The sequence below is a fragment of the Gemmatimonadota bacterium genome (genome assembly GCA_026706845.1).
Taxonomy (GTDB): Bacteria; Latescibacterota; UBA2968; order UBA2968; family UBA2968; genus VXRD01.
The window spans coordinates 1-20730 of record JAPOXY010000188.1 but is presented as its reverse complement, the minus strand read 5'-3'; the positions used below and the strand labels follow the sequence as shown (position 1 = coordinate 20730).

General features: G+C 53.6%; 16 protein-coding genes. 2 read left to right on the top strand and 14 right to left on the bottom strand.

Translation table 11 applies throughout. From position 1 onward, the window contains the following. Window positions 1-3: 3 nt before the first annotated feature. The 7 genes from OXG87_17340 to OXG87_17310 form a co-directional block, all read right to left on the bottom strand. Window positions 4-1980, bottom strand: a complete 1977-nt coding sequence (locus OXG87_17340) for a hypothetical protein (protein ID MCY3871316.1) — start codon at window positions 1978-1980, stop codon at window positions 4-6. A 190-nt stretch (window positions 1981-2170) separates the two neighbouring features. Then, entirely contained in the window at window positions 2171-3133 is a 963-nt protein-coding gene (locus OXG87_17335; GenBank protein ID MCY3871315.1) for a PorV/PorQ family protein, read from the bottom strand. Between the two features lie 10 nt (window positions 3134-3143). Further along, the gene (locus OXG87_17330; GenBank protein MCY3871314.1) at window positions 3144-5519 is read right to left on the bottom strand and encodes a hypothetical protein; all 2376 of its coding nucleotides are present in this window, start codon (window positions 5517-5519) and stop codon (window positions 3144-3146) included. A gap of 18 nt (window positions 5520-5537) precedes the next feature. After that, window positions 5538-8564, bottom strand: a complete 3027-nt coding sequence (locus OXG87_17325) for a TonB-dependent receptor (protein MCY3871313.1) — start codon at window positions 8562-8564, stop codon at window positions 5538-5540. A 21-nt stretch (window positions 8565-8585) separates the two neighbouring features. Continuing rightward, window positions 8586-9278 carry an outer membrane beta-barrel protein gene (locus tag OXG87_17320; GenBank protein MCY3871312.1) on the bottom strand — a complete coding sequence of 231 codons (693 nt, stop codon included), beginning with the start codon at window positions 9276-9278 and terminating at the stop codon, window positions 8586-8588. A gap of 98 nt (window positions 9279-9376) precedes the next feature. Next, on the bottom strand, window positions 9377-10147 hold the full coding sequence (locus OXG87_17315) for a sugar phosphate isomerase/epimerase (protein MCY3871311.1): 771 nt from the start codon (window positions 10145-10147) through the stop codon (window positions 9377-9379). Between the two features lie 45 nt (window positions 10148-10192). Further along, the gene (locus OXG87_17310) at window positions 10193-11155 is read right to left on the bottom strand and encodes an aminotransferase class I/II-fold pyridoxal phosphate-dependent enzyme (protein ID MCY3871310.1); all 963 of its coding nucleotides are present in this window, start codon (window positions 11153-11155) and stop codon (window positions 10193-10195) included. On the opposite strand from OXG87_17310, the gene OXG87_17305 reads away from it, so the two are divergent. Then, entirely contained in the window at window positions 11129-12280 is a 1152-nt protein-coding gene (locus OXG87_17305; GenBank protein MCY3871309.1) for a hypothetical protein, read from the top strand. The genes OXG87_17310 and OXG87_17305 overlap by 27 nt on opposite strands. Here the strand turns inward: OXG87_17305 and OXG87_17300 are convergent. From OXG87_17300 to OXG87_17290, 3 genes are all read right to left on the bottom strand, one after another. Further along, window positions 12164-13537, bottom strand: coding sequence for an alpha-glucosidase/alpha-galactosidase (locus OXG87_17300; protein ID MCY3871308.1), 1374 nt, complete (start codon window positions 13535-13537; stop codon window positions 12164-12166). The two genes, OXG87_17305 and OXG87_17300, sit on opposite strands and share 117 nt — an antisense overlap. Window positions 13538-13627: 90 nt before the next feature. Further along, window positions 13628-14416 (bottom strand): phytanoyl-CoA dioxygenase family protein, encoded by a 789-nt coding sequence (locus OXG87_17295; GenBank protein ID MCY3871307.1) that lies wholly within the window; start codon window positions 14414-14416, stop codon window positions 13628-13630. Window positions 14417-14431: 15 nt separating this feature from the next. After that, window positions 14432-15739: a sulfatase gene (locus tag OXG87_17290; protein ID MCY3871306.1), complete on the bottom strand. Its 1308-nt coding sequence runs from the start codon at window positions 15737-15739 to the stop codon at window positions 14432-14434. A 117-nt stretch (window positions 15740-15856) separates the two neighbouring features. Between OXG87_17290 and OXG87_17285 the strand changes: the two genes are divergently transcribed. Next, on the top strand, window positions 15857-16759 hold the full coding sequence (locus OXG87_17285) for a phytanoyl-CoA dioxygenase family protein (GenBank protein ID MCY3871305.1): 903 nt from the start codon (window positions 15857-15859) through the stop codon (window positions 16757-16759). A 5-nt stretch (window positions 16760-16764) separates the two neighbouring features. Here OXG87_17285 and OXG87_17280 read toward each other — a convergent pair whose 3' ends face one another. The 4 genes from OXG87_17280 to OXG87_17265 all read right to left on the bottom strand — a co-directional run. Continuing rightward, window positions 16765-18180: a sulfatase gene (locus OXG87_17280; protein ID MCY3871304.1), complete on the bottom strand. Its 1416-nt coding sequence runs from the start codon at window positions 18178-18180 to the stop codon at window positions 16765-16767. A 16-nt stretch (window positions 18181-18196) separates the two neighbouring features. Then, complete coding sequence (locus OXG87_17275; protein ID MCY3871303.1) at window positions 18197-19180, bottom strand: Gfo/Idh/MocA family oxidoreductase; 984 nt, start codon at window positions 19178-19180, stop codon at window positions 18197-18199. Window positions 19181-19191: 11 nt separating this feature from the next. After that, complete coding sequence (locus OXG87_17270; GenBank protein ID MCY3871302.1) at window positions 19192-20028, bottom strand: Gfo/Idh/MocA family oxidoreductase; 837 nt, start codon at window positions 20026-20028, stop codon at window positions 19192-19194. A 34-nt stretch (window positions 20029-20062) separates the two neighbouring features. After that, window positions 20063-20730: sulfatase (locus tag OXG87_17265; protein ID MCY3871301.1), on the bottom strand; the 668-nt coding region annotated here is incomplete at its 5' end.

Sequence of the window (20730 nt, the reverse complement as noted above, 5' to 3'; positions counted from 1 at the left end):
CCATCACCAGTGATGCACAAGATGCCCTTGCCCAAAGAAAAACAACACATCCACAATAAAAATCAACCCAATACCCAGAACATAACCGAGCATCAGCCCCATAAACAAAGGCAGGGACTGGCGATAAAGTCCAATACCGCCAATCTTCAACAAAACGGACTTAACCGTCCACGCCACAAAAACCGTAAACACCTGCCGCTGCAAAATACCCGTAGTAAACACCGTCAACCCAATAGGACTCAACGGCCACCTCAAAAACCGATAGCGCAAAAAACTACACAAAACAGTGAGACCCGCGCCAATACCAAAAAACATCAGCCTATCCAGGCTGATGCCAAAGGGATTTTGCAATTTCTTCACCACATTGCTGAAAATTACCACATTCCCGGAGTTAAACGTATAAACATTAAAATTGTACGCGCCGTGCATATACCCCAGATACAGCGTGAACACCGCCGAAATAACCATCGACACCACCAGGGCGCACATCGTTGTCCAGAATAGCGACCGGGTCTTGAGCTTGAGCCTCGCCCCCATCTGCGCGATATGTGCCAGCGTAGAAGCGCCAAAAGTATTGCCCAGGCCAAACGTCGAATAAGACAGCGCCAGAGATGCGGCACTATTGGTATCCATCTGCCGAATACCAATCGTATAAAACGTGAAACTCTGCGGCGTAATGGGCATCCGCGCATAAGCCAACCCCGACTCGGCTACAAACCGCGTCACTCCCACCGTCATCAAAATCAGCGCAAAAAGAAAGACGCCAGCCACGAGCGTGGACATGCCCGAATGCCACAACCAGAAAAAGAGAAACGCCGCTCCCACAATAATACCCCACACCGCCGCCCGATAAGACAACAGTTCATTCGAATCGTCCACAGCATCATCGCCGCGCATTGCCTTCCGCCACACATCTCGCAAATGCGCGCGCGCCATCCACATACTCAACGCCGTAAATGCAAAAAAAGCCCCCATCGCCTGCCAGCCCATCGCAGCGCCGCCGCGGGAGCCCCAGATATCGGACGCGCCAATAGAATATCCCAAACGGTCAAAAACACCGGTTTGCACAATACCCAGCGCGTAGAAAAACCACAAACTGAACAACACATCAAGATTCGTAAAAAACGCGAACCCCAGAACAAAAAAATTGAACTTGATCGGAATAGCGGGAAACCCGCGCCCAATTGGCAACGCCCATCTATCCATCAACGGAATAGGTGGAAATGTGTGCCAGAAATAACCCACGATATTCCACACCACCACAACCACGGGAATGGTCACGCCACCCCAGAACAAGCGAGAATGCAGAAGCCTGTATTTTCCCGCCTCAACCTCTTCCAACATCGTCAGCGGTGCTTCAGCCAGGGGAAAAGGCAGGCGCTCTCGATCCACCCACTGCCGCCGCAACACAGCCATCAGCGCCACGCTCACCAGCGCCAGTGCAATGAGAAAAACACCCCACCACACAAGCGGCGTCATCCATGCATCCCAGGGAATATCAACGCCAGGAGGCTTGCCCTCAAAAAAATACGTCATCTGATTGGCGTGATTGGGCGGCGCAGCCCACTTAGGCAACCCATCCAGCAAATAATCGCCCCACTGATTCTCGGGCGAGGCGTAATAATAAGGCGCGGCAATCCCCCCAATAAACAAACCCATAAAATTCGCCGCTGGCACAGCCCCTGCAATCCACCCCATCGAAAAAACCACCACCATCTCGCCCCGCGACAGTGCCCACTGCGGCTTTACCCGCGCCATCAGAACATTCAACGGCCACGCCAGCACCGTGAAAACCACCATAGTCGCCATGGGCAAATGGGCAAAAACCATGCGCGACGAATGCACGATATAGGCCGAATAAGCGGGCAGCAAATTCACCAGAAACGTCACCGCAATCCCCACGCAAAAAGCGCGTGTGGTCACGCTCAAGTGTTTGCTCTCCGGGTGCAAATCCCGATCCATCGCTTTCAATTCGGCCATCGCAATCTCTCAAAAATGTAGGGGAAATTTCCCGCGCAATGTACCTCAAAAAGAAAGTGTGTGCAAGGCATCCATCCCCTGCACACACCAAAATTAGCGTCCAGCTATCAGCGTTCAGCTCTTAGCTCTCCGCACATCTCGGATTGGAGGGTGGGTGGGCTGATCGCTGACTGCTAACCGCTGATCGCTATCAAAACGACCCACTAACAGCCAGGCGCAACGGCGCATCGAAATACACGCCGCCATCGCTATACGACAGATCCACGCGGATATCGCGCCCGCCAAAATCGTACTTCAGGCCAGCGCCCAAACTGTAATCCTCCACGTCGTAGTTGACCTTATATCCACCGCGCAATGCGAGCATATTGGAAATCCAAAGCTCACCGCCAAAATTCCACCGCTGACCGTAATCAGTAGCCATAATGGTCTCGGCAGCAAGCGTCAAATACGTCGGATCGCCCTGTTCGCCATAGACCTCACCTGCCAGCCCAAAATTGAAATTGATCGGCGGTGAATACTGCTCGGTTTCCACAGTAATATCGGCACCCACATTGCGCGCGGCAGCGGCAATACGCAAACTGCGATAGCCCGTATATGCCGAAATGCCCAGATCAAACTGAAAAGTACTCGTCGTCTTGAGCACCAGATCTTCCTGCACCCACCGCGCCTGCACGCCCCAGGACACTTTATCGGTCATCTGACGCGCAAATATAAATCCAATGGCCGTATCGCCGCCCTGGATCATGCGCCCGGTACCTGTGGCTTGAAAGATCGTCGTCTCCTCCACCTCTTCGGGCACAAAACTCACAATTGAAACGCCAAACGTATTCCCGCCCCATTTATAAGCCAATGCCCCCGAATACAATCCCGAATTGACCAGCCAGCGCGTGTACGACAGCGCGTACTCGCCGCCCGAAACAAATCCCAGTGCGCCGGGATTGTAAAAAGACGCATCAATACCGCCGTTCATCGCGACAAAGGCTTCGCCCATAGCCACGGCACGGGGCGACGCACCGATTTTGAGAAATGCCAGCGACGACTGCCCCTTCACCGGCAAAATCGTACCGTATTCGCCAAAATCCGACTGGGCAAAGGCCGGTCCTGTCATCAGCCCGACCACCAGCATTAGCACCAGCAATATTCGTTTGTTCATGTCAGGCTCCTTATCTCAAAATGTAAAACGTCCCCGTCACCGTTTGCCCCATACTTTCGGGCGTCAGCGATTCAACGACGTAAAAATAAATCCCGCTGGCCACATCAGGCGAAGTCACATTGCGTTCAATTTGGAACCACGATGCTTCGCCTGAACTGGCATCGTCGTGCAGGATTTCACCCACAATATCGCCCGCCACATTGAAGATCAGCACGCGGCTTTTGGGGGGCAATCCCAGAAAGCGGATCTTTTTTGAACTCTGGTAATTATAAGCCGCTTCCGACAAACTGAACGGATTGGGCACCACGCGCACGCGCTTTTCCGGCCATGACGGCGCCAGACCCGGCTGAAACGGACTGAGATCCAGATTCACGCGCTGCTCGGGGGCAGAATATCCACCTTCGAGTCCAGCCTGTAAATGCCCCTGCACTTCTTCGGGCAAATCGCCCATGCTCGACATGCCATTGCTCCACGAATCGCGCGGTTTGGCAAAAGCCCGCACATTGTAAAAGTATCGGAACCCGGCAACCGCCGTGTTATCGCGCCACACGTATTGACCGCCCGAATAGTCCCAGGTCGATCCGGAGGTACCTGCAGTGACAGTACCTACGTCTTCCCAGGGGCCAAATTCCTGATAGGCGGATCGGAACACGCGATATCCCACCACATCGGCATCGCCAAAATCGGGATGCACCGACGACTCAGCGGCATCATTCCACGTCAATGTAATCTCGGCATCCTGATTCACCCCAGGCGCAAACTTCACATCGGGTGGATAATCGGGCAGATCGTACATATTGTCGTACGCAAATTGCGCGGCCTTCAAATGCGCCACAAGAGCGGCTTCACCCTTGCTCAACCGCGCCAATCGTTCTTCTACGGGTAGTGGAATGTCCTTCAGACAAAATGCCTGCACATCCACTGCATAAGCCGACTGGCCTTCGCGGGATATCGCCTGTGCGCCTGTCCCGGCGACATAAGCCACCACGATCTTGGCCTTCTCGCCCACAGCCAGATTATACGGCCCAAAAGTGAGTGCATTGGCCATCGCATTGACGGTGGTTGGATTGGCATCGGTTGTTCCCGAAAACGTTTCGTAAATGCCCTGCTCGGAATCGCTCTGCAAATTCGGCAAATCCGTCCTCAACCCCCAGAAATCCCGCGTTTCCCACCACTTTGACGTCCTGGGTTGTTCGCCTACCGGATTGACGTATTTGCCCTGATCATTGGCATTGAACACATGCGACGGTCCACTATCGCGATAGGCCAATGGCGCAACACCCACGTACTGCGGCGATCTCATTTGCCCGTCAAACACACCTCCCGGCAGTCTTTTCGCATTGCCGTGTACGCTTTCAAGATAAACGGGTTGCCCAGTATCCTCTTCAGCGCGCTGGATACTATCGCCATCCCACTGATAATTCATCTTCAAATCGACGTATTCAGCAGGTCCATCGTAATTCGGCGCACCCGTATAGCGATATTGATCGTCTTGCGGCTGATACGATCCGGGCATGCCAGATCCGATGCTATTCCAATTGCCCTCGCCCGACATGCTCACTGTAAAGCCCTGGACAAATGAGAAATACGCTCCCGTTAGATTATGTCCAGCACCGCCATTCACATCGGCTACACCATCGCCATCGGAATCGCCCGTGTTCTCAAATTCCACTTCCAAAATGAAGAAATCGTCAAACCCCTGATAACTCCAGGCCATGGCTTTGCGCGTGATTGTAACACCGTGTTTGGTCGTCCACCTGCTAAAAACAATATCTTCTGCGCGGTCGTCCTTATCGGCGTCCATGTACTGGCCCCACCGATGATTCAAGACTTCATAGGGCACGCCCGTTCTCGGCGCATCGGTTTGCAATGCAGCACCGGGATACCAGTTGGGCATAATTGCTCCCGCACCCAATCCATGAGGCGGCACATCGACCTGATATCCCCAGTTTGCTTCGGGACTATTGGCAATATCGTAATACATTGGCGCGATATCCGCCGAAGGCGTCCACGGTCCCGAATACGACACCCCGTATTCGCCGCCGACATTGGTCAACACCCATATACCTTCCCCTCCCGACAAATTCTGTGCCTCATTTTTTTGCTCGGCCCAACTAAAACCGTTCTTCTTGCCGAAATACTCAATATAGTCCGCACCAGCCATGTTCAGCATAAGGCCATTGCCCATGCCTGGATACGTCAAGCGGGGCGCACCGCGAGAACTTCGGTCGTCCCAGACACCGCCCTGAGTTCCTTCATTGCGGAATCCGGTCCAGAGTTGTCCGCGGGTGAGTTGCCGCAGATTCTGCGTGTCCAGGGAATAGACGTTAAACGCCCATCCAAAAACTATCAGGATCAGGACAGCAGCGAAAAATTTCCTGTTCATATCACTATCCTCCAATTTTCAAAACTGAATTTCCAGACCGATTTCCACTTCGCGCGGATGATACCTGTAGCGCGTGGCTTCTCTCGGGTCGCCATATAGCAAAAACTCGGTATCATCTGGCGGGGGTAGCCGCAACCCGTACTGTATATACGTGAAATCCGAATCTCGGCTCTCCGTACTCCTCTCATTAAACAAATTGCTCACCTCCACAAATAGCGTGGGACGCAAATTGCCAATGGCTCGAAAATCTTTGGCCGCGTACAGATCCGTCTTCATAGCCGTTGCCCCCGTGCGAAATTCGCGCGGACCAATCGGGGGTACATATTCAAACGGCTCGCCGCTGAAAATGCGATATATCATGCTCACGCGCAGACCACCGAATGGATTGATCGCACCCATTTTGGGACCATAAGCCATCGGCGTGGCATAATACAACTGAAGCGACAACTGATTCCTGCGCTGTCCGCCGGTAGGCTCCGATGAAAAAACCTGCCCATTTGACGCTGTCCATATCCCATTATCATTGGTTTTAATAGGGGGCTGCCAGGGACCTGCACCGGGGCCCGGTGAACCGGCTTGCTCGGTCCACGACACGATATTTGCCTCGGCTTTGGCACTGATGTCAGCCACTTGCTCAGATGTGAGCGGCACGGGCCTTTCCGAACCATCGGATTGCACTTCCCAATCGGTCCAGTAGTGTCCGCCCGAAATAAAATCGGCATCGGGGAGCACATACCAGTTCGCAGAGTGTTTTCCGTAGTGAACGCCGCCCGGGTCGCGCACCCATTCGGCGTTGTAGGACAAATTGAACTGGAAATTATTGCTAAACGTCTTTTTCAGCGACAATTCGAGGCCGCGCGCTGTCTGCCAGTAGGTATTGCGTATGGCGTTGACCTGTGAGGACTGGCCCCTGAGGGGATCTACCCAATAGGAAATGTTGTTTCTGGAGTACAATCCCTCATCGCGCCGATAGTGTGCCGTAATACTCGCCGTATAATCAGCCACAAAATTCCAATCCACCCCCATTTCCATACTCGTCGTGCGCTGGGGTTTCATGCCATCGGACGGCTGCCGCGCCGTGGTATGCACTTCCATAGCATTCCACTTTTCGGTCTCATCAATCATGCCATTGCCGTTGAGGTCATTGTCCGGCGCCTCACTCGAGAACTGCCTGCGATGGGTTTCGAGAAGCACGGGAAAGACATTCGCTCGACCAATAAAATAGTGCGCCGCCAGACGGTCTGTAATCGGGTGCGACAGCCCCACGCGAGGACTCAATGCCGTCATCGTTGGCTTCGAACTATCGAGGTGATCCATTTCATACCGCGCCCGCGTAAACGTGCTGTACATCGGTGATTTGCCCAGCGCCTCTCCCATTGAGCCATTGCGCCCAAAATTGTAATAATCCCAGCGCAAACCCAGGTTAGCCACCAGACCACCGTACTCGATCTTGTCCTGCACATACAGGTTCAGCGTCCACGGCTTCACATTTTTGCCCAGTTCAAAACCATCTGCCACAAACTCGAGAAAGCGACTCTTGGTATTGTCAAAATCTTCTCGCGTGCGGTGATATAACCGCTGTGTGAGCACCAATCCCGTCTGAATCAAGTGCGACCGATTGACCTGACTCACAAAATCGTATTTAATACCGTATCTCGTATCTTCCTCTTCGGTGTATTCGCGCAACAGCGTGGGCAGATTGAAAAACCCCGCCTTATCTTTGCGCACGGCTTCGGTGGCATCCGGCACATCGAACGCATCGCGATCGTATTTGTTGTAGAAAAATTTCAGATCGTAATACGTGTTTTCGCCCAATGTATGTGTCAGCGTCAATACCTGGAGCTGCCGCGACAAGGTGTAAGTTCCCGAAGCTGAAAAATCCTCGGGAAAGAAAATATTTTGTGCATTATTGCGCGTCGATCCCTGAAATCGATCTGACCGTTGATACATACCCAGTGCTTTAACCTTGATATCTGCACCGGGCCGATACGTCAATGTCGCCTGCATGCGCGGCGGATCGTCCGATACCTGTTCAGCCGCCGGAAACCTTGCCGGACTGCGGGCATAACTCACACTGGCAAAATACGAAAAATCGCGTGAGAGCGGACCGCCCAAAGTACCTTCTAATCGGTGTCCACGCTTGTCCGTATAATCGACGCGCTCGTGCGCCATGCGTTCGACATCGTCAGACGTTCCCAGCGTGCGATCTGGTCCCGGATCCATATACGTTTCATTCACCCAATCGGGATTGTCCCATTGCACGTTGTCTTCAAACCCGGGGCTTTCATAAACGTCTCTGCCCCAGTGTTTTTTGCCCGCAGGTGTGAACTTATACTCCACCCGACCGGAGAAATTGCCTCGACCTTCTTTTGTCACCAGACTCACAATACCCGCCCCCGCATTGCCAAATTCTGCATTCATACCGCCGGTTAGCACACTCAATTCCTGAATAGCCGTGGTATTTACGCCCGTAAGCATGCTCCGATCAACTTCAATCCCATCGATATAATAGCCCACCTGCGTACCCGTTTGCACCTGCGTTGAACTTCCGCGAATGCGGTTGGTGCCATCCAGCGCCATACCCGGTTGCAACGCGATCAATTGTGATGTCGATCTCACCTGCGGCACAGCCTGAATATCTGCCGCAGAAACCACGTATTTGCTCGTGGTTTTATCTGGCTCCACAGGCGGGCGCTCCGCCACGACAACCAGTTCGGCCAATTCGAGACTGGCTTCTTTCAGTGCAAAATCCACCGTGGATGTATAATCCACAATCACCTGCACCGCTTCTTTCTTTTCCGTGCCATAGCCCACCATCGTCGCCGTAAGGGTGTACATGCCGGGATCTACAGCCAGAATTAAATAGCGGCCCTCGGCATCGGTAGTCGCTCCTTTGCGGGTTCCTTCGAGTGCCACATTAGCGCCCGGCAAAGACTCACCCGTAGCGGCATCTGTGATGACACCTGTGATTTTCCCCGCTGTTGTCGCCATGGCCGATGTATCCATCAGCAACAACAAAATAAATCCCAATATTAACCGCTTCATAATCCTCTCCTCGTTTGAGATCTACCAGTACAATTTGAACGCCGTCCTGAAATCGAACATTGCAAGGGGAAATACCCCGGGCAGATTCCACGCCTCCATAGGACGCAAATCACCCAAAATCATGTGATAGCGCCCGCGGATATCCAGCCCGAATCGCCCCTGCACCACCGTCATGCCCAACCCCACATTCGCCCCCAGAGCCGTATGTTCATCTTCTCGGTCATCCAGCATCAGATCCGCATTCAAAGGCTCCTCTTTTTGTCCCGGATAAATCAGACCAGTAATCCGATCCTGATAATCGTAGAACCCCGCCCCCACAGCGATATATGGCAAAAGCTGCAAATCACTGCCGGACTTTCGGGTATTGAGATACGCCAGAGCATTGATCAAAAAGCTGTTGAGATTAAACCGAGAATTCGCATCGGGACTCAAATATTTTTGCTTATCAATAGGCCATGTAAACGCCAGACCTTCGATCTTTCCGTCATCCATTGTCAGATGATGGTATTCAAACTCCATTGTAGCGCGCGAACTGACCTGATAATCCAGCACCGCACCATATACCTGAGAAGCCGAATACCGATCGTGAAACCCCAGCACGGGCACGCTGCGGTTAAAAAACACGCCAGCGCCGTATCGAGCCTCCTGGGCAGAAACCGGCACCGCGACCAACAATGCCAGTAGCCACATCTTCAACTTCAAATATCTATTCATACGATATGTCTCCTTTTAACAATCAACGGTTGTATAACATTCCACATCTCCTGTCATATTGCCTCCTTTCCAGGGAGCACAACGGGTTATCTCTTCGCTCAAACCCCTAACTTCTTGATAAACGCCAGATTCTTCGTGTGATCGGCATTTGGATCGTCGCCCGAAGGCGTCTCCAGAACAATGTACCCATCGTAACCGATCTCGCGCATCGCCGCATCCACCGAATCAAAATCCACGCGCCCGTCTCCCAGCGCCTGTCGGTCCGTATCCTTGGCGTGAATCATCCCGACACCCTCACTTCCCAGCTTCAAAATTTCCTCAGCCGGATCCTGTCCGCGCGTCATCGTATTGCCCGTATCGTGATAGACCTTCACCGCAGGAGACCCTACGCGATCCAAAATCATCACCAGTTGATCTGCGCTAAACGTCGTCTCCAGGTCCAAAATCACGCTGTGTTCTTCCGCAACCTCCCCCAGCGCTTTAAACCCATCCACCAGTTGATCCCATGTCGAATCCGGCCACTCATCCATATCTCTCGGAAACATCGGCACCAGAATATGCCGCGTATCAACCGCTGCACAAGACCCAATCACATGCGTCAAAATCTCGACACCCTCGGCACACTTTTCAGCTTCTGGCAAAGCGGGATGAAATTGTGAAAACACCCCTGGCGACAGTGAAGAAATCTCAACACCCGCCGCATCTGCCAACCCCTTCAGCTTCTCTGCCCCACCATCCTCCCACAAAATATTCTCCCCATAGTCTCGCCCAACACAAAACTCCACCCCATCAAAACCAATATCCTTCGCCACTGAAAATACCGCTTCCAGCGGTGCTTTTAACATATTATCTCGAATACCGTATTTCACAATAGATCTCCTTTATCGTGTAGCGGAAGAACCCTTGAAACGCTGTCAACAGAAGATTTCGTCTCCAATATCTAATTGCGGCAACACCGCACACAACACCTTCGCAAAGGCTTGCCGCTCGGCGGATGGCCCCACGGTCACGCGAATGCAGCGGTCGAGCGGAGCCACGCCCGGCATCCGCACGAAGACCCCGTGCTGCAAAAGCATCTGCACCAGCCGCCGCGCTCGCTCGCCACTACCCACGTCGAGGGCCACAAAATTAGTCGCCGAAGGCACCGTTTGCAGCCCCAATTCCGCCGCCAGCACCGCGTATTCCCGTCGGCCTTCCTCTACTTGCCGCACCACCGAACGCACGAACGCATCGTCGCCCAGCGAAGCAAGTGCCCCGGCCTGGGCGATGCGATTGACGCCAAAGTGATTGCGCACCTTGTCGAGCGCGGCCACCACATCGCGGTGTGCCAGCGCGTAGCCGACCCTGGCCCCAGCCATGCCGTGCGCCTTGGAAAACGTCCGCAACCGCACCACCTGTGCCCGTTCCACTTCCAGCGGCAACAGGGCATCCTCCGGCGCGAAGTCGATATACGCCTCGTCGAGCAGCAAGACACAATCCGGCGGCAACACCGCGATAAAATCCCGCAACTCGTCGGCTCGCTGATAGGTGCCCATGGGGTTGTCGGGATTGGCCACATAGATCAGCTTGGGGCGCACTTTCCGCGCCTTGTCCGACAGGGCCGGCAAGTCCTCTCGATCCGTGCGATAGGGCACCTTGTGCAACACCGCCCCGTGCCCCTCGACGTGGTAGTTAAACGTGGGATAGGCCCCCAGCGACGTCACCACCGCGTCGCCCGGCTCGGCAAAAAGGCGCACCAAAAGCCCCAACAGCTCGTCAATCCCCGCACCCAAAACGACCTCTTCCCGCGCCACCCCGTGCCGCATCGCCAACGCCGAGCGTAGCTCGTATCCCTCTGGATCGTTGTACCAATGCACTTGCTCCACCGCCTCTACCATGGCCTGTCGCGCCCGCGGCGAGATACCAAAATTGCTCTCGTTAGCCCCAACTCGCAGGGCGAGCGGCTGCCCTTGCTCCCGCTCCAATGCCTCGGGCGGCACAAAGGGAACAGTCGCTGGCAGGGCGCGGACGATGTGCGTAAACGGCAACACGGGTTAAGACCACACGTAGATTTCGTCGTCTTCTTCGGCATAGCCAATGAAGACGGCGAGCACCACCCGCGGATCGTCCCCCTGCACCGCAGGGACCTCGTGGATGCAGCGCGTATTGAAGAAATACAAATCGCCCGGCTCGAGCGCGACCTCGCAGTGCGCCACGCCATGCGCGGCCGCATATTCGTGAAAACGGCCCTCGGCGATATACGGCTGTATCTCCTCGGTCCACAGACAGCGATGCAACACAGCCTGCACCCCAGGCCCTGCAGAATCCGCGTTCTGCACGCACAGCACACCGGCAAATTGGTGGGTAAAGCGCGCCACCTCGTAGTTGAACCGCTTTTCGCGCAGAACGACGTGGTCGATGTGCGGACTATAGGCGTGGGTCTCGTAGTGGATGCGAAAGATGGCCGGGCCGTACAAGCGCCCGTCGCGCTCGCGCGCCGTCTTAACCTCCTTATTGGAAGCCAACGCCTGCAAGTGCCGATAGAGCAGTTGCACCGGGTCGAGCAAACCCGCAAAAAGGGTAGCAAAGAGCGCGTGCGTCTCCTCCGCATCTGCCAAGAACGCCTCCTGGTCGCCGCCCAAGTTGCCGAGGCTGGTGCCAATGTCGATGCGCGTGCGCTCGTCGCCCGCAGCGCGCAGCAACCCGCGCTCGGCAAAGCGTTCCATCAGCCGCTGGCAATCGGCTGGCGTACAGACCTGGGGCAACAGAATCGCCGGTATCTCCGCCCGAGCCAAGGCGCCGAGCGGATCGGCGCACGCGTCCGGCCCCACGGGCCGCCAAGCGGCTCTTGTGTGACCCTGTGGATACTTCAATGCGGATCCTTCCTTTTAGCCTTTGCAGATGCCCTACGCCCAATTCTTCGGCCAGTCAAAATGCGTGTTGATATCTTCCACGTATTTCATCGGCTCATTGGGTTCGATATCAAACAGTGCATCCAGCACCTCCAACCCGTGCTGGTATGACTTTGTCTCCTTACTTTCGAGCACGCCAAATAGCATCATCGACTTATCGCCCGACAAAACCGCTTCGAGCGTGCGCTCCATATTGAGCCAATCGGGATAAATGCACTCCAGCATAATTTTCTTTGGCAACGGCGGCACGCGCAAAGGCTGAATGCCCTTCTTATTCACAATCGCGGGCACTTCCACCGCTACATCGTCGGGAATACCCGGCAGTACACCGTGATTGGGCACATTCACCTGAAACTGACCTTCCACATTATTCACCAGCCCATTCATAATCGGAATATGCTGCTCGTGCGTCATCTGATCGCCAAACAAATCAATCGGCCGAATTTTCTCATCATAAGCCGCCGCCTTCATCTGCTCGTATTTTTCTGCCTTGCCCGCCAGCACTGCATCGCGTCCCGCTGGCGTGTCTTTACCGCCATTGGGGTCGTACCAGTATTTCCGCGCATCCAGATCCGTGTGATACCACCAACCGCCCCGGCGGGGCGTATCGCCAATAGGCATCAAACCATACATCTTGTATTGATGAATCGACGCGCGCGACATCTGCGTGGGAATAGACTTGCCCTCTCGGGCCGACCGCTCCCAATACGCCTCGCTCTCCTCCGCAATCCATCGATCCAGCTCTGGATACATATCCTCATTTTCATAGATAAAATCCGTCATCCAAATATTGTGATTCAGTCCCGGTGCCTGCCACGTCACCTCATCCGGATCCAATCCCAACGTACGCGCTACACCCGCGTACCCGTAATGCCCGTGACACAACCCGCACACCTTGATCTCCGTCTCCCGCGTCATCAATGTCGTTCCGTCAAATACCGGATTACCCGCCAGCAAAATCCACGCATCGGGACACAACTTCTCCATATCTCTCGCCACATCCAGCATCAGTTGCAAATTGTAATACTCGGGCATCCCGGTCTTATCGTAAAAATAACCGAGCTTCGCCGTCATCTTGCGCCGCCGCTGCATAAAATACTCATTGTGCGTCACCGTTGCCGTATTGATCACAAAATCGGCATCCTTCAACGCGGCCTCTCTATCAGTCGTTTTCTCAAACGTCATATCCGCGCTCAAATCTTCGGCATACCGCCGCCCGAGTTCGTAAATCACATCGAGCACTTCCTCATTGATATCCATAAAACAAACGTGGCTGCCATTCAATTCCTTTGTCAGACACAAATCCTTCACCAGACCGAGTGAAAACACCACACTACCCGCACCAAAAATCGTCACCTTATTTGCCATTACGCACTCCCTATAAAAACATGAGAAACAACACTCTCGCACAATTTACAACAACCCATCCCGTCTCGCCAGTGCTTTCCCCGTATAGACTCAACGATTCAGACGCCTTTTCCATTCATCGCCATCAAATTGCGGGTGATACACCTCGCTGAAAAACCGACGGTGTTCTGGCGAAAGTGAATTGAGCATCTCATCAGTAAACCCGGGTTTGTGATGGCGCACATTGATGTGATTATAAGCATAAAACAGAGCCATCCGCGGCATATCCTGCGTCCAAACACAAGACGTATGGCGCACAGCCTCGGAAAAAACCAGCAGAGAACCCGGCGGACAGCCATACGTATCCCACACCCCCGAATCGGGATCGTCGAACAAAGGCAGCTTTTTCCTGTAATTGGACTTGTGGCTCCCCGGAATAAACGCTGTCCCTCCTTTTCCCTTCTCCACACCATTTAATTCCCAAACCACCCTCGTCATCCCGGAATAAATCCGACCATCGTGGTACTGATAGCTATAATTGGGATTCACGGACTTACCCCCGGCATGCGGCGTCCATCCCCTGTGATTATCTCCCTTAAAACGATAAGACAAAAACGCTCCTTCCAGGCGGATCTTCTCAGTCTCATCGTCGATAACCGTATGCAACACCCGCATAATCGCCGGATGATCGATTAATTTCGACGCGGGACCACCCGGCAAACAACGCGCCTCGGGCGGCAGAGAATCTCTATCGGTACGCAATTTCTCACACTGTTCCACAATCGGCGCCATCTCATCATCGCTCAAAACAGCCGGAAAAAGAATATACCCCTTCAGGTCAAACATCACGGTTTCTTTCTCCGTCAAAGTCGGCGACCATTCTTTTCCCGAAATACCCATCGCAAACCTCCCGTTTTAATTCCTCTCCACCCACCACATATCCCGATGCTTTTCAGCCAAAGCCTTGAGCTCTTGCGCCACATCGGGATACTCGTCAATCACATTCGTCGTCTCGTAGGGATCGTTTTCCATATCAAAAAGCGACAACTCGATATGCGCGGTCTTGTATTCCCCTGGCGCTCCGTCATTGCCCGCTTCCACAAGCGTGCGATAATCGTGTGGCAAATGCAACTTCCACTTGCCGTCCCCACTGACCACCCCATCGAAAGTTCGCCCGGTTGACACCGGATAATACACATGCGAATTCGTCGCACCCGGCTGGCACGTCACAATATCCCAAACATCGACCCCATCAATCGTATAATCCGGCAAATCCGCCCCCGCCAGCTTCGCAAACGTCGGCAAAAAATCCACCGAACAAAATGCCTGATGCGATATCTCACCCGCGGGAATGCCATTGGGATAATGCATCACACACGCCGAGCGCGTACCCCCATCAAAACCCGTCCCCTTTGCCTCGCGATAAGGCGTCTTCCCTGCGTGATTGCCATAAGAAATCCAGGGACCATTATCCGACGTAAAAACCACAACCGTATCATCCGCCACACCCGCTTTTTCAAGCGCATTCACGATCTCACCCACCGACCAATCGATCTCCATCATCACATCGGCATACAAACCTTCCCCCGATTTTCCATCGAACTTATCGCTGCAAAACAGCGGCACATGCGGCATATTGTGGGGCACATACAGGAAAAACGGCTCATCGGCATGACGCCCGATAAAATCGACCGCATGCTCTGTGTACCACGTCGTCAGCATCTTTTGCTGCTCTGGCGACACATCGTCAATAACGATCTCGCCATTTTTCCAGAACTGCAATTCCATAGTATCAAAATGCCTGCTCTGCGGATGGTACTTCCACATATCGTTGGAATACATCAAACCCGACGACTCGTCAAACCCCCGAGCGGGCGGACGCGTATCGTCGTGATCGCCAATATGCCACTTGCCAAACACCCCTGTTGCATACCCCACAGGCTTGAGCACCTCGGCAATCGTGGCAAAACTCGGATCCAAACCCCGCGCCCGGGGCGGAATTGCGCCATAAAGCTTATGCCTGCCCGGATAACACCCCGTCAACAATGACGCTCGCGACGCCGAACAAACCGCCTGAGGCACGTAAAACTGGTGATAACAACACCCGCCTGCAGCCAATTTCTCCACATTGGGCGTCGGATACGCCGTCTCTCCAAATGGCCGAAAATCCGCCCATCCGGAATCATCTAAAAAAATCACCACAAAATTTGGTCTTCGGTTCAAGATGTAATCCTCCTTAAAAACTGCATTACAGTATGCATTGTTCTTGACGACAACGCCCTACTACCCGATTATTATAGAACGAACTTGCTTTATCAGTCAATCTCTCTGGAGCTTTCAATGGCAACCATCTCCGAAGAAGCCACCTCCCGCGTCACCGAAGACGACGTGGCTTTTTACCGCGAAAATGGATACCTCGTAATCCCCGATGCACTCACCCCCGAAGAAGTCGAAATCCTGCGCGCCGAAACCACTGCCCTGTGCCGCGGGGAGCGCGGCGACATAGGCAATTTACCAGCCATCTCGTCCGACGACACCGACGACGACGTGATCAAGCGCATCCTGTGTATCCACCACGTACACAGAATCTCGCCCATCATGTACGACGCGTTATCCCATCCCACAATGGTCGATGGCCTCACCAGCGTCATCGGACCCAATGTCAAATGCATGCAATCCATGCTCTTCATCAAAAGCGCGGGAAAACCCGGACAAGCATGGCATCAGGATGAAATCTACATCCCCACCCGCGACCGGTCGCTCACGGGCGGCTGGTTTGCCCTTGACGATGCCACCACTGAAAACGGCTGCTTGTGGGTCATTCCCGGCTCGCACAAACGCGGCATATTGTGGCCCCAACACGTACAGCACGACAAGCGCTTTGACTGCGCCCATGAAACCTTCCGATTCCCCTACACAGATGACGACGCCATCCCCGTCGAAGTCAAAACAGGCGCGCTCGTCTTCTTTCACGGCTACCTGCTCCATCGCTCGTTTCCCAACCGCGCCAAATCCGGCTTCCGTCGCGTACTCGTCAACCACTACATGAGCGCGGAATCCCTCCTCCCCTGGCGCAATTTGAAACCCGGTGAGCGCATGGCAACCGCAGACATGCGAGAAATCATCATGATCGCAGGCGAAGACCCTTATGCGTACAAAGGCACCAAAATAACGGGACAACCACATGTGCGCACGGCTGGCGATGGCGGATGCGGCGACGGCAGACAAGATTTACGATCCTGAAACTCTCACTGATACTGATCGCCCGGCGCGGGTTGGTACGTTTTCGCAATCTCCGGATCGGTCTCTGTATCCTCAATCAGTTCCAAAAGCGCGTTGTGCAACCGCCCTGCTTCATCGGGATGCTCGGCAATCACATTATTTTCCTGATCGGAATCTCCCGGCATATAAAACAACTCATCCACGCGGCGCTCTGGCATATTGCGGCAATCGTAGCGCTCAGTGCGAATCGGTTTGGGACCTTTGTATTTGAGATCTTTATTGGGCCAATACACCAGCGTCCATGTGCCATCGGTTATCGTAGCAGGCACAGTGCCCCAGCTATCATTCAAATTGCGCCCGCTAATTGCAAAATCCCGATGCTCCACCGTCTTACCCGACAAAACATCGGCAAATGACTCCCCCTGCACGCCATCGGGCACATTCAATCCCGCCAGACCGCAAAGCGTCGAAAACACATCCACCGGCTGCACCAGACTATCCACCTGTTTGCCCGCCATCGCCCCATCCGGATGATATACCATAAACGGGATATGAACCATCGGATCGTAAAGCTGCCCCCAATCTCCCCAGGGCTTGCCCTGCAATCCGTGGTCGCCAAAATAGTGCCCGTGATCTGCCATCAGCAAAAAAACCGTATTCTCCTTTAAACCCAACACACCTATCGTATCCCACAACATCCCCAACCACCGATCCGTCATCGTCACCTCAGCCGCGTACAGTGCGCGTACGTGATTGAGTTCCTCATCCGTCATATAATTGCTGAACCCATAACACGGATAAATAAGCTCATCGCCTTCATAACCCGGATCGTACATATCCACATAATACTGCGGCGGATCCCACGGCTCGTGCGGATCCCACGAATCGATCCATAAAAAAAACCCATCCTTCACATAATTCCGCTCCAGCCAGTGCATCGCCTCGGTAAACACGCGGGGACCCAGATAATCCGATTCAAACAACCGTCCGCGCTGATTCGCCAGATAGCGCATCACCCCGGATTTTACTTTATCCTCACTGGCAGGCCATTTGATCTCCTCCAATGCATCGCTAATCCACGGCTCACCTCCCTGCCCGCGAATCCACGAAATAGAACCAAATCCGCGATCCAGAAAATTGCCCTGGGTCATAAACATCGGCGTATCAAAAATCAGCCCGGTTGTATATCCTTCGCGCCGAAAGCGCTCGGCCATCGTGGGCAAATTCTGTTCCATTTTATCCCATGTATTAAACGGATGCCCCCACCGTCCCGTAAACAAATCGCGCCGACACGGCAGGGTTGGAAACGACCCCGAATACGCCTTTGAAAACACCAGAGATTCACGCGCAATGCGATCCATATTCGGCGTCCGTGCCCGGTCGCCATAAGCACCCACGTGATCTGCCCGCAACGAATCCAGCATCACACAAATAACGTTCACAGTTTTCTCCTCACCTTTAAAGATGTCCAACCCCCCGCAACACGGTCTCTTGAACCAGCAACTCGTGTTCGTAAGATCTATCCGGCGCGCACTCACCTCGAATAGCCGGTAAAAACGCCTCTAATTCCAAATCGTACAAATCCTGCCGCGATTGTTGTGCCACATCGACAAATTGAACACCCTCTTCAAATCCATCGCGCGCCTCGTCCAAGCACAGACGGATTTTCTCCGCAGGCTCCATCGGCTCCATAATCGCACTCCCCTTTGTGCCATACACCTCAAACCGACGCGCGTTGGGCCGCGGCTCCAGCGCCGCGATATCGACAATGGCTATCGCTCGCTCAAATTCAAAAATACCCACCCCATTATCGGTAAAACCCTCGACATCGAGCATATCCTCGCGCAAAAATGGCGTCACGCGCTCGGGTCTGCCCAAAAGATGGACAATCTGATCGAGCTGATGCCCACACAAATCGAAAAACACCCCACCCTGATGCACCGCGACAACTTTTTTCTGCGCTCTACCCAGAAACGTGGACATATGCGCCCGAACCGCAAACATATCGCCCAACAAACCCGAATGCACCCACTCTGCGATTTTGCAATACCCATCGTGATACCGAAACATGTATCCCATCTGAATCAGCAAATCCCCCTCCCGTGCCCATGCGATAATCCGCTGCCATTGATCCCAATTTTCCCCAGCGGGCTTGTCGTACCACACGTGCTTCCCCGCACGAATAATGGCCTCTGTCTGATCCAGACTCTCGACATTTGCACCCTCTGATGCAACAGCCACAATCTCATCATCCTCCAGCATCTCCGCTTCCGAATCAAACCAATAAACGCCTTCGTAACGGCCCGATTGCGCCATCTCCTCGCGGCGTCTCACATCGGGTTCAAACACACCAGCCACCTCCACCTCTGCATTGGTTTGCATTGACTGCAATTTTCCGACTGCGTGACCGTGTTTTGTTCCGTATTGCGCCATTTTAATCATTGCTCACCCTCCTAAATGTCAATAAATCCCTCTTGTGCCCGTTCTCGTTCCGCCATATCCAGAATGCGTCGAATCAGCAAACTCTCCAGACGTGGGATATTCGCCTTACCACTTTCAAAAAGATCCATAATCGCCCCGGTAGAACGCGGAAAAATCACCGCCCGATCCACCTCCATATACCGCGTCTCCTCAGTCGTCGTCACAACAGCAGCCTGCGGCGTCCTGTGTTTTTCATTCAGATTGATCACCGCCGTTCGGTTGCCCGTAAAATCGATCAAAATCTGATTGTACTTCCCCTTACTCCGACGCATCAGCCGTTTTGCCCCCGTCCCCATACAACTCACCACAATTTCTGTCGGATGAATACCGTACTCATCGAAAGACCGCCCACTCTGCCAGACAACCATGTGTTTCACCTTGCGGGGACCGACTTCTCGCACAAAATCCTGCACATTGCTATACCGCAGTGCAGACGAAGTCTGTATTGGAACGCGGTACTTATCTGCAAACGCGAATATCTGTTGTGCCGTATTGAGATCGGGCGCAAATGTCTTATCCACATAAGTCGCCTTGCCAAATGGAAAAATCGCCTCACACATAGCCAGATGTCGCTCCGGATTCCTCGGCGCCAGAACGAGATAATAATCGACCGCATCGTTCAGAGCCTGCACGTCCGGAAAATAGGGCACCCCATTTTCCTCTGCCCATGCGAGGCTCGACTTCTGGCGAATACCCGTACAACCCGTCACCTCAAATCCCCGGTCCTTCAATTCATTCCTGAACGCACTCAAATACACATTTGAGTGAAAATTATTCAGATCGAGATCGTAAAAACCAACGCGTTTCAAGCGGCGACCTCCTTTCAGAATAGGGGTCAGTAGATTACCTCAAACCCAGCCGTTCATACTGTTCCGGGGGCGCATCACATGCTTCCATCCCCTGAATCAACAGATCCACCATTCGTTTTTCAACCTCCGGATCCTCCAGAGGCTTTTCCTGTTTTGGATCCTGTTCCAAATCGTATAACAAGGTCCCAAAATCATGGATTCTCAACAATCTGGGACTAAATCCCTTGCTATCCCGCCCAGTGTGAATCTTCAGCACCTCACACCCTTTGGTAAAACTGAGCGGTTTGGAAAGCGCCATCTTACCCACCAATTCCTCTGGGGCAAAATGAGATCGAATATGGGTTGGCATCAACGTATATTCAAACAAAGGCTGATTTTCCCGATCTGCCGATGCCCGCATATACACATACCGCCCATCCGTCACATTGCCCTGATGTCCGTGCATCCCAAAAACCGCTGCATCCCGCACCGCCGTATCGTTATCCACCGCATCGCCAAGTGGTTTGCCGAGCATATCCACCGTCGGCTCCAAACCAAAAAAGTCCAGCAACGTCGGCCCCAGATCAATCGACGGCTGTACCAATGCCTCCCGCCGTTCCCCTTTCTTACCACATCGCGGATCCCATACAAAAAACGGTGTATGGGCCACTTCCTCATAAAAAGGCATCCACATCTTTGCCCAGCAATCGTGCTCACTCAGCA

What these genes read in the sequence shown, in the direction of transcription:
- OXG87_17340 (MCY3871316.1), bottom strand. Translation starts at nt 1,980, where the DNA reads ATGGCCGAATTGAAAGCGATGGATCGGGATTTGCACCCGGAGAGCAAA.
- OXG87_17310 (MCY3871310.1), bottom strand. Translation starts at nt 11,155, where the DNA reads ATGGTAGAGGCGGTGGAGCAAGTGCATTGGTACAACGATCCAGAGGGA.
- OXG87_17330 (MCY3871314.1), bottom strand. Translation starts at nt 5,519, where the DNA reads ATGAACAGGAAATTTTTCGCTGCTGTCCTGATCCTGATAGTTTTTGGA.
- OXG87_17300 (MCY3871308.1), bottom strand. Translation starts at nt 13,537, where the DNA reads ATGGCAAATAAGGTGACGATTTTTGGTGCGGGTAGTGTGGTGTTTTCA.
- OXG87_17320 (MCY3871312.1), bottom strand. Translation starts at nt 9,278, where the DNA reads ATGAATAGATATTTGAAGTTGAAGATGTGGCTACTGGCATTGTTGGTC.
- OXG87_17325 (MCY3871313.1), bottom strand. Translation starts at nt 8,564, where the DNA reads ATGAAGCGGTTAATATTGGGATTTATTTTGTTGTTGCTGATGGATACA.
- OXG87_17285 (MCY3871305.1), top strand. Translation starts at nt 15,857, where the DNA reads ATGGCAACCATCTCCGAAGAAGCCACCTCCCGCGTCACCGAAGACGAC.
- OXG87_17275 (MCY3871303.1), bottom strand. Translation starts at nt 19,180, where the DNA reads ATGATTAAAATGGCGCAATACGGAACAAAACACGGTCACGCAGTCGGA.
- OXG87_17295 (MCY3871307.1), bottom strand. Translation starts at nt 14,416, where the DNA reads ATGGGTATTTCGGGAAAAGAATGGTCGCCGACTTTGACGGAGAAAGAA.
- OXG87_17305 (MCY3871309.1), top strand. Translation starts at nt 11,129, where the DNA reads ATGCACTTGCTCCACCGCCTCTACCATGGCCTGTCGCGCCCGCGGCGA.
- OXG87_17335 (MCY3871315.1), bottom strand. Translation starts at nt 3,133, where the DNA reads ATGAACAAACGAATATTGCTGGTGCTAATGCTGGTGGTCGGGCTGATG.